The organism is Methanomassiliicoccales archaeon (assembly GCA_036504055.1).
In the GTDB taxonomy this organism is placed as follows: Archaea; Thermoplasmatota; Thermoplasmata; order Methanomassiliicoccales; family UBA472; genus DASXVU01.
The window spans coordinates 30,368-46,972 of record DASXVU010000033.1; the positions used below are offsets into that span (position 1 = coordinate 30,368).

The window sequence follows — 16,605 nt, forward strand, 5'->3', positions numbered from 1 at the left end:
GTTTCTGCCTTACTTGATCAGTCTTCTCTTCATCATGAACACTGCCGCCAAGGTCAATATCAGTGCCAGCACGGCGATGTACGCCATGCTTATCACGCTGTTGATGGTGAACATGTTCAGGCAAAGGTCCCTGGTCAGCGTGGTCACGTGCGTCAACGGCAGCGCGTAGGCGCCGGCGGCGGCCCACGACGGCAGCAGCGATAAGGGGAAGAATGTCCCGCTGAGCAGGAACATGGGCGTGATGAACAGGAAGAACGGATAGTTGTAGGAGTCGATGTTAGGGACGATGGCCGTGAATATCAATGCCATTGATGAGAACATGAGCCCGCCGAAGAAGGCGATGAACGGGATGAGCAGCAGCCCGGGGAAGCTCGCCGCTCCCACGACCACGATCACCAGGAGCACGATGCTCGCGTTTATCATGGCCTTGGTGGCGCCCCACAGCACCTCCCCTACCATGACGTCCTCGATCGAAAGGGGGGTCGCGATCATGGCGTCGAAGGTCTTCTGATAGTGCATACGGACGAACGAGCCGTAGGTACATTCGTAGAACGAGTTGTTCATGATCGAAATGGCGACCAGTCCGGGCGCCAGGAATGCCACGTAGCTTATCTGCCGACCCTCGTAAGGAGGCAGCGTCACCGCCGCACCGAAGCTGAAGCCCATTGCCAGCAGGTACAGCACCGGTTCGATGAAGGGAGGCAGGAAGTTCGTCTTCCAGGTCTTGAGGAAGACGTCCTTGTTCCTCCTCCAGGCTTCCCAGGAACGCCAGCTGATGTTCCTGACGAGGCTCACTCTATCAGCCCCCTGCCGGTCAGTTTGAGGAATACGTCCTCCAGTGTGGCGTTCCGGATGATGCTCCGGTCGAGCGACACTTTCCCCTTGATCTGGGCGAGCACGGCGGCGCTGTCATTGGTGTAGACGAATATCCGGTCCGCGTACCGTTCATAGTTCCAGCCATTGTCCTTGACCAACTGGATAAGCTCGTCCGAGGGCGGGATCATCTCCAGCACCTGGGAGCTGACGTGCTTGTCGATCAGATCGCGCGGGTTTCCCTCGGCCACGATCTTCCCCTTGTCCATTATGATGAGGCGGTCGCAGAGCTGTTCCGCCTCGTCCATGTAATGCGTGGTCAGCAGGACCGTCACCTTCCGCTTCCTGAGCTCCCTCACGCGCTCCCAGATGAGATGCCTTGCCTGTGGGTCCAGACCGGTGGTGGGTTCGTCGAGTATCAGTATCCGGGGGTCGTTGATCAAGGCACGGGCTATGATCAGCCGCCGCTTCAGCCCGCCCGAGAGCTCGTCGATCTTGGAATCGCGCTTGTCCTTGAGCTGCATGAACTCGATCAGCTCGTCGGCCCGTTTAGAGGCCACCTCCGGATCGACCTGGAAATACCTGGCATAGACGGTAAGGTTCTTGTGCACGGTGAAATCCACGTCCAGGTTGTTCTCCTGCGGCACCACTCCGATCAATGCCTTTATCTCCCGCTGGTGGTCCTCCTCCACGTCCATCCCCAGGACGTTGAGCGTACCGGACGTCAGAGGTGAGACGCAGTAGATCATGCGCATGGTGGTGCTCTTCCCCGCACCGTTGGGGCCGAGGAAGCCGAAGCATTCGCCTTCCTCGATGGAGAAATTGATGCCCTTTACCGCGGTCAGTTCCTCGAAGTCCTTGCGCAGGTTGATGGCATTTATCACCGTGGTCATGGCAACACCGATGAATGCAGCCGAACTCATATAAACCGTTCTCTAGGTGAACGCTGACTGTAATGGGCTGGATAACGGGAAAGGGAATCCGTACCCATGTCGTGGACCCCGGGCTCCTGCTGATGGTCTTGTACTGCACCTGTGCCGGAGCGGCGCTGGGCACCCTCACCGGCATCGCCCCGGGAATACACGTGAACACTCTGGCCCTGATCATGCTGGTCTCCTATCCGGGGATCGCCGGTTTCACGGGCCTGATCTGCGGCATATTTGGGATTGGCGTCGACCACGTTCCGTTGTTGGTCTGCTGCATGATCGTTTCGGCCTCTGTCGTCCATTCTTTCGTTGACTTCATACCCTCGGTCTTCCTGGGAGCGCCTGACCAGGAGACCGTTCTATCGATCCTGCCCGGGCACCGGCTCCTCCTTTCGGGAAAGGGTCTTGAGGCGATCGCCTGCGCCGCAAAGGGAAGCCTTGCCGGCGCTTCGGTCGCGGTGATCCTCGTCTACCCGTTGTTCATCCTGATGTCCGGTCCGATCGACCTCTACGGCCGTTTCGAACCGCTCATCCCTGGTGTCCTTGTCGTCGTAATGGTGATGCTGGTGATGGCGGAGCAGGATGACCGGCGGATCACCACGTCTATCGACGCCCGCCATGGTTCGGTGAGAAGGCTGGAACGGATCAGCGTCCCGCACCTGGTCCCCAGGGATGGTGAACCGGTCACGGCCTGGGGAAGGCTGGAACGGACCTCTCGCAAACGGTTCATGCTCCACTCATCGCAAGGGAAATGGACGGTGCTCGCCAGAGCGGGCACCGTGGCCGGCACCGCGGAGGTGAGCGGCGTCTGGAGGGTCAGGCGGAACCGATGCCGCAAGAAGATATCTGCTCTCCTGCTCCTTCTCTCGTCAGGGCTCCTGGGATTCCTGGCACTCAACGCGAGACTGCCAATGACCGGTCTCTGGGACGGCATCGACGGCAATATGCTGTTTCCTCTGCTCACCGGACTCTTCGGTCTGCCCACGCTGCTGTCTTCGATCTCGTCCGGACGGATCCCGGAACAGGAAGCATCGGTCAGCCACGATCTCGAGACCAGGGCTGCCATCGGCGGAGCTCTGGCCGGCGGTTTCGTGGGATGGGTTCCGGGAGTGACGTCGACCACCGGCACGATGATCGGCTCCATGGCCGACCCGGACCGGGACGGGGACGATGAACGGCCTGCCCGCCGGTTCATCACCATGGTATCCTCGGTCGGCACCGCCGCGGCGGTGTTCGGGATCGTCGCACTGGCGGTGACTGGAAAGGGAAGGACCGGTGCCTTGCTGGTGGTGAAGCAGATGCTCGGTGCCGAAGGCGTGACCGCGCTGTCATCGGCCACTTCAGCCGAGACGATCATGCTGCTGGTGTCTGTGCTCGCCTCCGCCTTGGTCGGCTACCTGATCACCATACGCCTGGGCAACATATTTGCCGCTAGGATCGGCAGCATCGACCTCCACCGGTTGACGCAGGCCATCATCATCTCCCTGATCATTCTGGTCTTTCTGATGAGCGGGATACCGGGTCTGTTCCTGCTTCTTGCCTCTACGCTGCTGGGCCTGATCCCGCCCCGCATCGGCACCAACCGGGTGCATCTGACCGGCTGCCTGCTGTTCCCGATCACCCTTTTCTTCTTCGGCATGGAATCTCCCTTTGCCGCGTTCCTTGGAGGTCTGCTGTGACCGAGGCGATCTACCATGCCGGGATGGCGTTCTCGGTATCCGGATCCGTGCTGAAGCTGACCGGGATGCCTCTCTCCTGGGCGTTCGTGGCGGTGCTGGCCTCCCTGATGGTCGATCTGGACCGGACGGTCTCGCCGGCGAAAGGGTACGACCGGTTCCTTCACTCCCCCTGCATCGCCCTGGCCCTTCCGATATCAGCCGTCATCGCCGGACTCGCCGGCGAATGGGAGATACTGTTCCTCCCCTCCCTCGGCGCCCTCTGCCACATATTCCTGGACGGTCTGTCCGGTGAAGAGATCTGCATGGTCGACGGCCGGCTCCGTCTCGTATCGTTCCAGTTCCGCTGGCGCGATCCCCACAGGGCGCGGTGGGTCTGTCGCGCCGGTATCGCGTGCTGCCCCCTGCTCCTCTTCGTTTGAGAACAGCATTCGCATCGTCGCGATGTCATACCCGAACGGCACCAGCAGCTCCGATGCTGCCCGCAGCGAGAGTTCCACATACTTCTCCGGGTCGTATGTCTCATCGCCGTCCAGGAACTTCGCCACCTTGACCCGCTCCTCGCCGGCCAGCACGACATACTCGATCGCCTCCCCGGGCGGCACCGAGAAGCCGTTGCGCTTCATCTGCTGCAATGCCTCGAACGACTCATTGTGCTGCGTGTACTCCTCCAGCTCCTTGGAGACGCTCTTCCTTATCACCAGCTTGTCCAGGGGCACGGAGCCGGAGCGCAGCGTCTCGACGTACCCGCCGACGATGTCCAGCACTTCCGGTATCGCTTCCCGGAACTCCCTTGAGTCCTTGCACTTGGCCAACCGGTCGAGCATCGCCTGCTGCAGCTCCCGCACGATGGTGGTGGTGTCATGCTTCCTCAGCGCGATGCCGCGGATCTTGACCTCGCCGCTCTCGAACACCCCGTAATAACGGTTCAGCGCTCCCACGCCGGTGGTGATGTTCGGCAGGAAGACGATCCAGTTGTAGATGCCGTCCAGCACCAGCGGTATCTTCTCGATCTTCTTCACGTCGGTGGCGAACGCCTCGGTGTCCCCGTCCCCCTGGAGCCAGAGCGAGTCCACGATGCCATGCAGAACGCGGAAGCCGCGCTGCTCCGCCAGTGCCGACGTCCGCAGCAGTATCTCCCTGCCAAAGGCGTTGATGGCCTCGTGGCACTCGATCCGCCCGAAGCGGGCGTTACGGTAGCCGGTGTATCCGAAGCAGGTCACCAGCAGCCATTTCAGCGCCTTGGCCAGGGAATCGTACTTCTTGGCATTCCGGGACCCGCTCTTGGCCAGTTTCTTCAGCGCCAGCCGGCGGTGGACGATCGGGCCGAGCACCCGCGGAAGCAGCCCCGGCCCCCTCTCGCATATGCGGTAGCCTATCTCCGGGACGATCAGCCTGGAATCGGGGCAGCAGTCGCACTGCAGCGTCTCCGGGGAGATGTTGTGGACCACCATGATGCTGGGATAGAGCGATGCGAAATCGAACTCCGCCACCCGGTCGTGGATGCCCACCTTCGGCTCGTAGATGAAACCGCCCCGGTCCGATACGATCAGCTCGCCGGCGGTCTTGAAGTTCTCCGGCAGGTTCTTCTTCCAGAGCACCAGCGTCCCGCATCGCACCGCCTCGTTCACCTGCATCGAGCTGATCGCCGTGCCGGGTGAGAGCCGGGACATCTCCTGCAGGGATATCCGGGACATCCTGGTCATGTCGATCAGCCCGTAAAGTCCGCCCTCCTCGAAGGTGAACGAGCTGTCGGCGTCGATGTGTATCCGTCCGCGCAGCTTCTGCGCCGGCGGCTTGTAGACGATGCGGCCGTAGGTGAAGTAGCTCTTGCCCTTGGCGTTCCGCACTCCCTTCTCACGGCCGAGGTCGAACTCCATTCCCAGCTTCTCCGCCCGGTGCGAGAGGTAGGGCAGGTAGAAGCTGTCGCCGTTCTGCGTCAGGATGATGTCCGGGTCCTTACGGCGGACCAGCTCCAGGACGCCTTGGAGCACGTCCTCCTCAGTGCCGTCGACCTCATCCCCGCCCAGTGAGGCGGAGCGCAGAGGGTCCTCATAGGTCGGGATGTGGTTCCGGGCGTTGACCTTGATGTCCAGGCGCATGACCTTCAGGTTCGGTATGGGATAGTCCAGCCGGTAGGGCTGGTCCAGGTGATGGTACCGCTCGCCGGTGTCCAGCAGGCCCATGGGGAATATTCCGTGCGCCAGATAGTATCGGTGGTCCATGCGGAAGTCGACGTTGAAAAGTCTGTAGTCCCGGTACAGGCCCCAGCGGTCTATCATCTTGGCCGTAGGCATAAGCGAAAGGTAGCAGTCCGGCACGATCTTCACCACGTCCCGTTTCTTCTCCCCGAGCCAGGTCCGGTGCTTCTCCACCGTCTGCTCGCCGATGCCGGCGATGCTCAGGCCGGAGCGCAGCTCGGCCAGCTTCCCCTCCGGGGCCCATACGTAGAACGCCGGGCGGAACTTCCTGTCCACGATCTTCCGGACGCCCTTGGCCGTCCACAGCCACAGGACCATCGAATCGTCCTTGGTGTCGGCATAGCAGTCGATGATCCAGCCCCTCATCGGACATCGCCCTTGCGCAGCGCCAGGATCTCCTTCTCCTGCTCCAGCAGTATCGACAGGATGGCGCTCTCGAAGGGGTCGGTGAACGCGGCGTACGTCGCGGCGGAGGCGTGCATCCGCACCCGGTTGCAGATCGAGTCGAAGGCCACCTTATCGTCCTGCGGCAACGCCCGCCGGTAATCGGACCAGCTGTTGATCATGCCCTCCGCGTTCATGCGGTAGGTCGGCACCGTCCGCCCCGTGGTCACCACCTCCCGAACTCGTCCAACGTCGTCTGGTTGCGAGGCACCGGACGGTACAGGGTGCCAGTGTTCTCCTTCGGCAGCATGATGCGCAGCGCCTTCCCGTAGGTCTCGATGCGCACCACCCGGTCCACGCCGTCGTACAGCAACGGTCTTAGGCCCTTGCGGTAGAACATCTTGGCCAGGCCGAAGTTGGTGATGACCGTGATAAGGTCGTGCCTTTCCGTGAGCTCCCGCAACTTTTCCATCGATCTGCGCATCAGCTGGAACGACTCGGACCATTCCATGTCCTTGTCCTGGAACAGGTCCGGGAAGCACGATATGACCACCATGCCGGTGCGGATGCGCTGCACCTCCTTCTCCAGCATGTCCTCGATCAGGGTGGACAGCTGGTAGGCGGTGAAAGCGCGTGATATCGTCACCGAGGAGAGCACATCGTCCGATGACAGACGGAAACGCTTGCACACCGCGGTCAGCTCGAACGGGTTGGCGGAGTTCCCCCCATCCACCCATATCACCTCATCGTGGTTCTCGCTGACGGCGTTGACCGACATCATATTGACCATGCCGAAGACGATCCGGTCGGCGCTGTCGATCAGCGTCATGGTCCTCGGCCGAAGCCCGCCTATCAGCGCGTCGATCGGCGGTACATAGGTGCGCACCGACCGTTCGGTGCGGTCGGCATAGGGCGTGTCATGCGAAATGCCGATGTTGGCATATTCCCTCGGATCTGTCGTGCTTAGTTCCATCGGCTCTCACTGTGTACCGTTTCCGTCTTCTGAATATAAAGGCGTGAAGGGGAGAGGTGACCGAAAGTGTGGCCAGATGTCCGTCCAGCATTTGTCCTGCGGTATGGCTAGCTTATACCGTTGATTCGGAGCCCAAACCCTTATTATCCGCATGGTGCAGAATGCAGGGCATGACCCGCGCTTCAGGAAAACGCAAAAAGGAGAAAGTCCCGACGGCGGACTGGGACCCGCGACCGGCCGTAGGCGGCGAGCTGCATCAGACCGCTGGCGGAGAGCACCCCGCGCTCACCACGAACCTGGGCGTCCCGATCTCAGATAACCAGAACTCGCTTCGGGCCAACCCCCGAGGCCCCACGCTGCTGGAGGACTTCGTCCTTCGCGACAAGATCATGCATTTCGACCATGAGCGCATCCCCGAGCGCATCGTTCATGCACGGGGGACCGGCGTGCATGGATTCTTCGAACTGACCTCCTCCCTGAGGAAATACACCACCGCCAAGGTGCTCACCGAGGTGGGCGAGAAGATCCCCGTGTTCGCCCGCTTCTCCACCGTCGCCGGCGGTGCGGGATCGGTGGACACGCCCCGCGACGTGCGCGGATTCGCGGTCAAGTTCTACACGAAGGAGGGCAACTGGGACCTGGTCGGCAACAATATTCCGGTATTCTTCATCCAGGACGCCATCAAGTTCCCTGACCTCATCCATTCGGTGAAAATGGAGCCGGACCGCGGCTTTCCCCAATCGGCGACCGCGCATGACACGTTCTGGGACTTCATCTCGCTCACGCCCGAGTCGATGCACATGGTGATGTGGATCATGTCCGACCGCACGATACCGCGTTCCCTGCGGATGATGGAGGGCTTCGGCGTCCACAGCTTCCGTTTGATCGACGAGGGCGGGGAATCCACCTTCGTCAAGTTCCACTGGCGGCCCAAGCTGGGCCTGCAGTCCACGATCTGGGACGAGACGGTCAAGATCAGCGGCGCCGACCAGGACTTCCACCGCCGAGATCTGTTCGAGGCCGTCACGACGGGCGCTTTCCCCGAGTGGGAGTTTGCGGTCCAGCTCTTCACGCAGGAGGACGCGGATAAGTTCCCGTTCGATCACCTGGACGCGACCAAGCTGATCCCCGAGGAACTGGTCCCCCTGAAGGTGATCGGCCGCATGGTGCTGGACCGCTGGCCGGACAACTTCTTCGCCGAGACAGAACAGGTCGCCTACTGCGCCGCCAACGTTGTGCCGGGCATCGATTTCTCGAACGACCCGCTGCTGCAGGGCCGCCTCTTCTCCTATCTTGACACGCAGCTCTCGCGTCTAGGTTCGCCCAACTTCCACCAGATCCCGATCAACGCTCCCAAGTGTCCGCCCTCGAACCAACAGCGCGACGGGCACATGCAGATGGAACAGGCCAAGGGCCGGGTCGCCTACGAGCCCAACTCCCTGTCGGAGAGCTCGCCGCGCGAAACGTCGGCCAGGGGATTCCGCAGCGCTCGGGCTGCTGAGACCGGGGAGAAGGGCCGCATCCGGGCGGAGAGCTTCGCCGACCATTACAGCCAGGCAAGGCTGTTCTACCTGAGCCAGACCACCTACGAACAGGCGCACATCGCCTCCGCCCTGGTGTTCGAACTCTCCAAGGTCGAGCATGTCCATGTGCGGGGGGCGATGGTCGGCCACCTGCGGCATATCGACGAGAGCCTGGCCGAACGGGTCGCGGCCGGTCTCGGGCTCGAGAGGTTACCTGAAGCACCGAGGACCGCGGCCCCCGTGCAGGAGATGGAGCCTTCGCCGGCGCTGCGGACCATCGGCAACATGAAGGACACCCTCTCCGGGCGCAAGATCGGCATACTGGTCACCGATGGCTCGGACGGTGCGGTGATCAAGTCCATCGGGAAGGCGGCCGTTGATGCCGGCGCGAGCGTGAAGATCGTCGCCCCCAAGGCGGGCGGCGTGAGGCTGGCCAACGGCCCGATGCTGGCGGTCGACGGACTACTGGCCGGTACGTCTTCCGTGCTGTTCGACGCCGTCGCGGTGATCCTCTCCGAAGAGGGAGCGAAGGACCTGTCGGGGGAGGGCGCCGCCATCGATTTCGTGCGGGATGCCTATGGCCACCTCAAGGCGATCGCCGTGGACCAGGGCGGACAGGCGCTCCTGAAGAGGGCGAACGTGGGAAGGGATAAGGGCATCGTGGATGCCAAGGACGTGGATGCGTTCATCGCCCAGGCGAAGATCCGCCAATGGGACCGGGAGAGGACGGTTAGAAAGTTGGCCTGACCGACGACGGGATCATAGGCCTGTTCCGGCCTATCAAATAATCAAAGTCGATTCTTACGTCGTCGGCTATTTTATGTAAAATAGTCCTTATGACCGACGATGAGGCTGACGCTCAAGGTTCTGGACGTGACGCTGGCGATATGTCAGCTGGAGCCCGGTTCCGAGGTCGAGGAGTGGAGCGACGGTACCGGCATCTTCTCGGTGATGCGCACCGATGACGAGGTGACGGTCGTGTGCAGCGAAGACCTGGTGCCGGATGGCGCTACGTGCAGCAAGGGCTGGAAGTGCATACGGCTGATCGGCCATTTTGATTTCACCGAGGTCGGCATACTATCACAGCTGGCGCTGCCATTGGCCGGAGCCAACATTCCGATCTTTGCCATGTCCACGTACGCCACCGATTACGTTCTGGTCAAGAAGCAGGACCTGCAAAGGGCGTCCGATGCGCTCCGCATGGCCGGGCACGACATACAGTGATCGGACGAAAGTTCGTCGTCCAGCAGTTTCGGCACACCCGATGCAACCGGTAAATACTAGCGCGGCATTAGACGCGGCCAATGGAAGGGGATGCACTAGAGGTCAGGCTTTGCCCGGGAGGTCAGGGTGTGGAGCTCCATATGGGCGGGACCAAGTTCTTCTTTGATCCCCGTAGCACCCCCGACGACGGCGTCCATTGCATCTCCCACGCCCATTCGGACCACCTGCCCAGCGCCACCAAGAAGCTGGAAGGGCGGTCCATCGTCTGCTCGCCCATCACCGCGACGCTCGCCTCAAAAAGACTGAAGCGGCCGCTTGCCAAACCCATCGTCCCGTCCACCCATCCAGAGGTGGAAATGCTCAATGCCGGGCACATCGCCGGCTCCAACATGTTCCTGGTCCATGGGGAGAAGACCGTACTCTACACGGGGGACATGAGCACCAGGGACCGTTTCGGAATGGAGGGGGCGAGACCGGTCAAGACTGACATATTGATCATCGAGTCCACCTACGGGGACCCGTCATACAGCTTCCCGGCCACCGACAGGATCGCCCGGGTCATCAAGGACTGGGTGGAGGACTCGATGTCCAGCGGTTATTCTACCGCCCTTTTCGCCTATCCGCTAGGGAAATCACAGGAGCTGATCAGGATGCTGAGCGATTTCGAACCGTTCATCGAGGGCAGCGTTCTGGACTGCACCCGCCACATCGAATCGCACGGCGTGGAGTACTGTTATCGTCCTCTCGAACCTAACAGCGGATTCGACTCCCCCTGCGTGATGGTATGTTCCACCAACGCCAAGTACGGAATTACCAGCAGGATGAAGCGCAGTCAGTTGAGGACCGCCGCCGTATCGGGATGGGCGACCAGCTCGTCCTTCAAGTACCAGATGGGAGTGGATGAGGCGTTCCCCTTCTCAGACCACGCCGATTTCGAGGAGCTGATCGAGTTCGTCAAGGGCTGCGACCCGGAGGTCGTCTACACTCATCACGGTTCCGCCGATACCCTTGCGGAGGAGATCAAACGGCGCCTTGGCATCGAGGCGAAATCGCTTTTGCCGCCCCCGAAACAGCGCCGCCTGGGGGACTTCTAACCCCCAGTCATCCGGCCGACCGTTATTGATAGCGACAAGATGGGGAGCTGGTCTCAATATCGGTATTGACAACTGTCTAGCAACGCTGATAAACACTGACCCTCCTAGAGATAAATAATAAAGAGGATATTGAAAATGAGCGAGACCAGCTATAGGTCCAGCAGGGACAGGTCGTTCGATGATCTGGAATCAGTCGTACAGAGCATCGATATCATTCCTTCGATGAGCCCCAAGTTGAGCCGCATCGGTTCTTCAAGGCCGCGGAGGGACCGTAACGACATATCGGTGGTGGAGATCGGTTTCCGTAACTTCCGCAAGGGACAGCTGAACTTCCGCGAGTACGACCTCTACGAGTGATCAGCACTGTTGCTTGACCCACATCTTCGGGTACGTCCCCGCCGACATGAACACCCGGTCTGACCGGACCACATTCCCTTCCGCAGCCTTGAAGATGGATTCTGAATCCATCAGGGTGATCCCGAGCGCCACACCTTCTCCCTTTTGGGTGAACAACGCCACCGTGGCCCCTTTTGACACTCCCGGGTCCAACCGGATTATGCCGGCGGCCGCCAGGTCCGCTCCGTGACAGATCGCGTCCACCGCGCTGTCCTTGATGATTATCTTCGGCAATGGCTCCAGCAAGAGCTCGAACGGCATGACCATGGATTTCAGCTGGGAATCGTCCCGGTCCTCCTTCCAGGCCACGCAGGCATCCTTCAGTTCCTGCAGGGTGACGGAACCGTTCTCGGTCAGCGTGCCGGAACGGGTTCGTCTCAACGCTTCCATGTTGGCCCCGACACCCAGCGCTTCACCGATGTCGACCGCCAGCGTCCGGATGTAGGTGCCGGCATCGCATCCGACCCGGAACAGCACGTTCCGGCCTTCGATCTCGATCACGTTGATGTAATGGACCCGTCTAATCCGCAGCTGCCTCTTGACGGCGGCGCGGACCGGCGGCGTCTGGTAGATGTTCCCGACGAAGGTGGCTATGACCGCCAGGGCCTTCTCCCTGGGGACGTCCTTGTGGAGCTTGACGTGGCACACGTACTCCTTGTCGGAACGCAGCACCAGATCGGTGGCGCGGGTGGCCTTGCCGAGGGCGATGGGCAGCACCCCGCTCACGTGGGGGTCCAGCGTCCCGCCGTGGCCGATCCGTTTTATGCCCAGTATGTCCCGTACCCAGGCGGTGACCTGGTGGGAGGTCGGGCCCTGGACCTTGTCCAGGTCGATGACGCCGGCGGACAGCAGCTCCTCTATGGTGCGCTCGGAAGGCGCCTTCCCGGCCTTGAGCGAGCGCGGCGCCGCGTCCTTGATCAGCATTTTTGAGGCTTCCATTCCTCGACCTTCCCTATCATGATGTCCACGATCTGTTCCGGGGTCTTGTCCGCGGTGTCTATGACGACATCGTAGACATCCTCGCTCCTTATATCGATGCCATAGTAAGAAAGATACCGCACCGCTTCCGATTCCTCGCGCTCCTTCATCTCAAGCAGCGCCGTCTGCAGCTGTTGCCCCTCGCGCTCCACGACACGTCTCGCCCGGGTCTCCAGGTCGGCGGTCAGGAAGAACTTCAGGGCCGGGATGCCGTTCTTCTCCAGCATGTGTGCGACCAGACGGCCTTCGAGTATTATGTCCGGGTTGTCCCGGGAGATCTCCACCATGCGCTCGTCCAGCATCCGGTCGTAGCGCATGTCGCGTTCACACAGGGCCCCGAACTCCGCCAGGGACAGTTTGTGCTCTTTGGCCATCTCCCGGAAGATGTTCCCGGAGACCACGCTTCGGTATCCCAACCGCTTCGACAGCAGGTTGCAGACGGTGGTCTTGCCGGAGCCGATCGGACCGCTGATGGTTATCCTCATACCTTTGCTGCCCTTAGTTCCTTCAGGCGCCTCGCGAACGAGAAGTACCTGAGCGCTCTCGATAGCACCTGTCCGAAAGGAATGCTCACCAATGTGTAGACCAGCACCCACTGGGGGAACAGGTATGCCTCGTTGAAGTTGGCTACGTTCGACCAGGGTACGCTGTAGTAGAGCATTGAGACCGTGGTGCCAGGATGATACACGCCAGACAGACCGGTGACGAAGACCGAGAGCCATGCGAATATCGGGATGACGATGATCATCGATACCGGCAACAGCTTGAACTGGGTCGTGGTCTGGGCCATCGACTTCTGCATGATCTTCGGCTGCTCGGCCAGGAGCTTCTTCATCTTGAAGGAGTTGTTCTCCTTGCGCGCGTCGCGCAGTTCCTTATTGAACGCCGAGACGATCTTCTGGCTCCTTGCCTGCTCCACGTAGTCGGTGAAGAAGTGGCGTACCACGATGGTGAGCGCCGCCATCAGAAGACCGGTGATCACGAAGGTAAGGACCGGGTATGCATGATTGAAGGAGACCAGCGGGTCCAGTCCGTAGCCGACCGCGGTACCCAGAGCACTTCTCAGGGAATTATCGAACAGGATGAATATCGCCAGGACGAATATGAAGATGGTGACCATCCTCGACATCCCGCCCTTGGGCGCAGCTGCCGGTGCCGTAGAGGCGGCCGGCGTCGATGAAGCGATCTTTTCAGCCATCTTACTCCTCGCCTCCGAAGAATCCTCTCAGCACTGGATGCATCTCCATCATCTGTTCCCGGCTTATCGCCTCATAGAACTGGATCATGATACCGACCGACAGCAGCACACCGGTACCGCTGGCATTACCGACCGTACCGATCAGGTCCGCCCCTGCGGCCAGAGCTCCCACGGTCGCACCGGATATGACGGTCACTATCGGGATATAACGCTCCAGCACCCTCTTGAGCACTCTGGGATCGCGCCTGAACCCGGGTATCTGCAGTCCCGAGGACTCGATCTGCCTGGCCACGGCCTCCGGGCCCATGTTGGTGGTCTGAATCCAGAACTTGGCGAACAGTATCGAACCGAGCACCATTATGCTGAAGAACACGATCACGTGCGCTCCGATCTGCCAAGTGTTGTGCAAACCGGCCAGGCTGCCATACCTATCGGGGCTCAGCATCGGCAGAAGCCAATCACCCGCCCCCCGAGGAGTCGACAGATACCAGGCGATGCCTCCGGACGGGGTCGTGGACCCGGCATTGAAGAAGCCTAGCCACCACTGTCCGCCGATGAGCGGGATCTGTCGTAGCGTCTCGCTGTTCCAAAGAAGTAAACTGAACATGCTGACGTTCGCCAGCACGGCGGCCATCAGGATGACCGGGATGTTGGACGCATAGATCAGCTTGATCGGATAGCGGCCGCGAGCTCCCCTGGACGTGCCGTGCGCCAACGGCAGCTCGATCCTGGTGGACTCGATGTAGGCGACGAACATGAAGATCACTATCGTTCCCACTAACGCGATCATCGGATTGGGATTCTGAAGTAATATTCGTTCATATCCCCCACTTGCCAGCGACGATGCTGTACTTTCGTGAAGGATGTAAAGCGTTTTCGGTATCGTACCTACTGGCGGATTTTCCAGGCTGAGCGGGCTGGTCGATACGTACTGCTCCCAATTGAGCGTACCTGTGAATATGGCCTGCGCCACGCCTGCAGCTATGAAGAGCGAGATCCCACTTCCTATCCCCCACTTGGAGACGACCTCGTCCATGAGGAACACCAGATAGGATCCGACGAACAGCTGGATGATGATGATTATCTGAGCCATGCCATGGCCGTCGATGAACCCACCCGGGGCGAACACCGTGTTCAGCCCGCTGGTGAAATTGGTGGAAGGAACGAGGTACCCGAACACCTGCGGCACCGCTTCGACCAGGATCATGATTATGACGAGGAACTTCTGTGTGCTCTGGTATACTGCCTTGTCCTCTTTGTTCGTCAGGTCAAGCTTGATGATCTTGGCGCCGACGAACAGTTGCATGATGATCGAAGCCGTGACGATGGGTCCTATGCCCAGATGCATCAAGGAGCCTTGTGCGCCTGCCAGGATGGCCCGGTATTGGGCGAAGATGTCCAAAGTCTGTGTCTGGTCAAGACCGTAGATGAACACGTTGGTCATCACGAAATAGAAGACGAGGATCACGATGACCCATACCATCTTGGTCCTGAAGTGGACGTGGCCCTCCGGCTTTTTGACGGCCGGTAGCCTGTCCGTTATTGGCTTTAGCCCGTAAAGCCTGCTCTTCTTTTCTTCCGCCATGTGGATCACGGGAGACTTACTGCGGTAGGAGGATATGGCCGCCAGCCATTTCAACCTTCTGCTTTGCGGTCTCCGTGGCTTCCGCCACCGTGATCTCGACTGCGACCCCGATCTTGCCGGAACCGAGCAGCTTTTCGATGCCCAGCTCCGTCAGGTTAAGGGTGTACGTCTCGCCCTGCTTCTGGGCCGAGCCGTCCTTTACCAGTGTCTCGACGCCCTGGTCGATGTCGCAGACGTTCATGGTGATCTTAGCGCCCACCATGCTCTGTGGCCTCTTGAAGCCGTGGCGGCCGAAGTGGTCCGGCATATACTTCAGCATGTGCTGCGCCTTGTGCTTGTGCAATCCGGCGTTGCCCGTACCTCCGTGCTTGCCCGCTCCCCTTCCGCTCTTCTTGCCGCGGCCGTGGGTCCTGCTGCCCCTGAACTTATCGGTTCTGCTAACCATTGGAATCACCCGGTTATCCTTACATCATCCTCTCGATGATCTCGTTTATTTCCTTGCCACGATAGCCGAGGGCACCGCCGGCTTGGTATGCCCGCTTGCTTCCGCCGTATCCTTTCTTCGGAGGTGCCAGACGGAACAGTGGCTTGATGTTCTTCATGTCCGAGTACCGAACCTCGCCCTTGGTGACCGCCCGGGCGAACGAAAGGATCGAGGAGAACTCGATGTTCTCCTTGACCACCGCGTCGTCGATGGGCTTGTCGCCGTTGATGCGGCCCCTGAACTTGATCATTCTGGCCAAGGTCTCTTCCGTGACCTCGCCCCAGGTGACATAGTCCTTCACCTTGAAGAGCATGCCCTGTATGTCCGCCGTCTGCGGCAGCACCACACAGTGGTTGATCCGAGTTAGGCGGAGCATCTTCATGGTGTCCTCTATGTCCCCATTGACGCGGGAGTGCCCGCGCACCCTGATGACTGCGAATGCCATTTAATTCACGCTCCCTTCGCTTCCGCCGGGCCCGCCATCGTGTCGACGGCCGTCTGGGCGACGTGCATCTGTACCGGTCCAGAGACGATCTTGAGCCTCTTTTCCTGGTCTTCGGTGACACGCATCTCGGTGGTCTTCTTCAGCGCGTTGTAGGTTGCCTGCGCATAGTTGACGGTGGTCTTGGTGTGGCCCTTGGCATATCCCCAGGAATCCTTCACGCCGGCCAGGGTCAGGATGCTCTTGGCGACATCGCCGACGGCCAATGAGATGCCCCTCGGTGCCGGCTTGAGTATGACCTCGACGGAGCCGGACTTGCCCATGACCTCGAACGGCAGCGAGTGCGGCGTACCGCAGCCGCATTCCCACGAACCGCAGCCGCGCTTGATCTCGATGATGTTCAGCTTGGCGTTGTCGATGGCCTTCCGGATCGACGGTCCGACCTCCTTGCCCTTGCAGCGGCCGATGCCGATGAACCCGTCGCCGTTTCCGACCACGCAGGTTATCCTGAACTTGACCCTTCTTCCAGAGTCGGTCATCCTTTGCACGATGTTGACATCGATGACCTCGTCCTTGAGGTCCGGCAATAGTATGTCCACGATCTCCGCCTCACGCAGCGGTAGCTTCGTGGCTAGCGCCTGGCTCATGCTGGTGACCTCTCCTGAGAGGACCATGTGTCCGAGCCTGGTCTTTGGAACCCATTCCATC

At 60.5% G+C, this 16,605-nt stretch carries 17 protein-coding genes; 5 read left to right on the forward strand and 12 right to left on the reverse strand.

Annotation, left to right across the window (positions count from 1 at the left end; translation table 11 throughout):
* Nucleotides 1–9: 9 nt before the first annotated feature.
* Nucleotides 10–795 carry an ABC transporter permease gene (locus VGK23_07720; GenBank protein HEY3420422.1) on the reverse strand — a complete coding sequence of 262 codons (786 nt, stop codon included), beginning with the start codon at nucleotides 793–795 and terminating at the stop codon, nucleotides 10–12.
* Complete coding sequence (locus VGK23_07725) at nucleotides 792–1,706, reverse strand: ATP-binding cassette domain-containing protein (GenBank protein ID HEY3420423.1); 915 nt, start codon at nucleotides 1,704–1,706, stop codon at nucleotides 792–794. The genes VGK23_07720 and VGK23_07725 overlap by 4 nt, the downstream gene beginning before the upstream one ends.
* A gap of 62 nt (nucleotides 1,707–1,768) precedes the next feature.
* On the opposite strand from VGK23_07725, the gene VGK23_07730 reads away from it, so the two are divergent.
* Complete coding sequence (locus VGK23_07730; GenBank protein HEY3420424.1) at nucleotides 1,769–3,418, forward strand: tripartite tricarboxylate transporter permease; 1,650 nt, start codon at nucleotides 1,769–1,771, stop codon at nucleotides 3,416–3,418.
* 194 nt (nucleotides 3,419–3,612) lie between these two features.
* Here VGK23_07730 and VGK23_07735 read toward each other — a convergent pair whose 3' ends face one another.
* The 3 genes from VGK23_07735 to VGK23_07745 are packed head-to-tail and all read right to left on the reverse strand — an operon-like array spanning nucleotide 3,613 to nucleotide 6,973.
* Nucleotides 3,613–5,982 (reverse strand): DNA polymerase domain-containing protein, encoded by a 2,370-nt coding sequence (locus VGK23_07735; GenBank protein ID HEY3420425.1) that lies wholly within the window; start codon nucleotides 5,980–5,982, stop codon nucleotides 3,613–3,615.
* On the reverse strand, nucleotides 5,979–6,230 hold the full coding sequence (locus tag VGK23_07740; protein ID HEY3420426.1) for a hypothetical protein: 252 nt from the start codon (nucleotides 6,228–6,230) through the stop codon (nucleotides 5,979–5,981). Before VGK23_07740 ends, VGK23_07735 begins: the two co-directional genes overlap by 4 nt.
* Entirely contained in the window at nucleotides 6,227–6,973 is a 747-nt protein-coding gene (locus VGK23_07745) for a hypothetical protein (GenBank protein ID HEY3420427.1), read from the reverse strand. The genes VGK23_07740 and VGK23_07745 overlap by 4 nt, the downstream gene beginning before the upstream one ends.
* Nucleotides 6,974–7,029: 56 nt before the next feature.
* On the opposite strand from VGK23_07745, the gene VGK23_07750 reads away from it, so the two are divergent.
* From VGK23_07750 to VGK23_07765, 4 genes are all read left to right on the forward strand, one after another.
* Entirely contained in the window at nucleotides 7,030–9,243 is a 2,214-nt protein-coding gene (locus tag VGK23_07750; GenBank protein HEY3420428.1) for a catalase, read from the forward strand.
* A 99-nt stretch (nucleotides 9,244–9,342) separates the two neighbouring features.
* Nucleotides 9,343–9,720, forward strand: coding sequence for an ACT domain-containing protein (locus VGK23_07755; GenBank protein HEY3420429.1), 378 nt, complete (start codon nucleotides 9,343–9,345; stop codon nucleotides 9,718–9,720).
* Between the two features lie 80 nt (nucleotides 9,721–9,800).
* Nucleotides 9,801–10,814 (forward strand): MBL fold metallo-hydrolase, encoded by a 1,014-nt coding sequence (locus tag VGK23_07760; GenBank protein ID HEY3420430.1) that lies wholly within the window; start codon nucleotides 9,801–9,803, stop codon nucleotides 10,812–10,814.
* Nucleotides 10,815–10,949: 135 nt separating this feature from the next.
* Nucleotides 10,950–11,171, forward strand: a complete 222-nt coding sequence (locus VGK23_07765) for a hypothetical protein (protein ID HEY3420431.1) — start codon at nucleotides 10,950–10,952, stop codon at nucleotides 11,169–11,171.
* Here VGK23_07765 and VGK23_07770 read toward each other — a convergent pair whose 3' ends face one another.
* From VGK23_07770 to VGK23_07800, 7 genes are read right to left on the reverse strand one after another with little or no spacing between them, the layout of a single operon-like run.
* On the reverse strand, nucleotides 11,172–12,149 hold the full coding sequence (locus VGK23_07770) for an RNA-guided pseudouridylation complex pseudouridine synthase subunit Cbf5 (protein ID HEY3420432.1): 978 nt from the start codon (nucleotides 12,147–12,149) through the stop codon (nucleotides 11,172–11,174). It lies immediately after the preceding gene.
* Nucleotides 12,128–12,673, reverse strand: a complete 546-nt coding sequence (locus VGK23_07775) for an AAA family ATPase (GenBank protein ID HEY3420433.1) — start codon at nucleotides 12,671–12,673, stop codon at nucleotides 12,128–12,130. Before VGK23_07775 ends, VGK23_07770 begins: the two co-directional genes overlap by 22 nt.
* Nucleotides 12,670–13,386 (reverse strand): EMC3/TMCO1 family protein, encoded by a 717-nt coding sequence (locus VGK23_07780; GenBank protein ID HEY3420434.1) that lies wholly within the window; start codon nucleotides 13,384–13,386, stop codon nucleotides 12,670–12,672. Before VGK23_07780 ends, VGK23_07775 begins: the two co-directional genes overlap by 4 nt.
* A 1-nt stretch (nucleotide 13,387) precedes the next feature.
* Nucleotides 13,388–14,971: a preprotein translocase subunit SecY gene (secY, locus tag VGK23_07785; GenBank protein HEY3420435.1), complete on the reverse strand. Its 1,584-nt coding sequence runs from the start codon at nucleotides 14,969–14,971 to the stop codon at nucleotides 13,388–13,390.
* A gap of 16 nt (nucleotides 14,972–14,987) precedes the next feature.
* Nucleotides 14,988–15,416: an uL15 family ribosomal protein gene (locus tag VGK23_07790; protein HEY3420436.1), complete on the reverse strand. Its 429-nt coding sequence runs from the start codon at nucleotides 15,414–15,416 to the stop codon at nucleotides 14,988–14,990.
* A 19-nt stretch (nucleotides 15,417–15,435) separates the two neighbouring features.
* Complete coding sequence (locus VGK23_07795) at nucleotides 15,436–15,900, reverse strand: 50S ribosomal protein L30 (protein HEY3420437.1); 465 nt, start codon at nucleotides 15,898–15,900, stop codon at nucleotides 15,436–15,438.
* 5 nt (nucleotides 15,901–15,905) lie between these two features.
* On the reverse strand, nucleotides 15,906–16,604 hold the full coding sequence (locus VGK23_07800; GenBank protein HEY3420438.1) for a 30S ribosomal protein S5: 699 nt from the start codon (nucleotides 16,602–16,604) through the stop codon (nucleotides 15,906–15,908).
* Nucleotide 16,605: the final 1 nt, after the last annotated feature.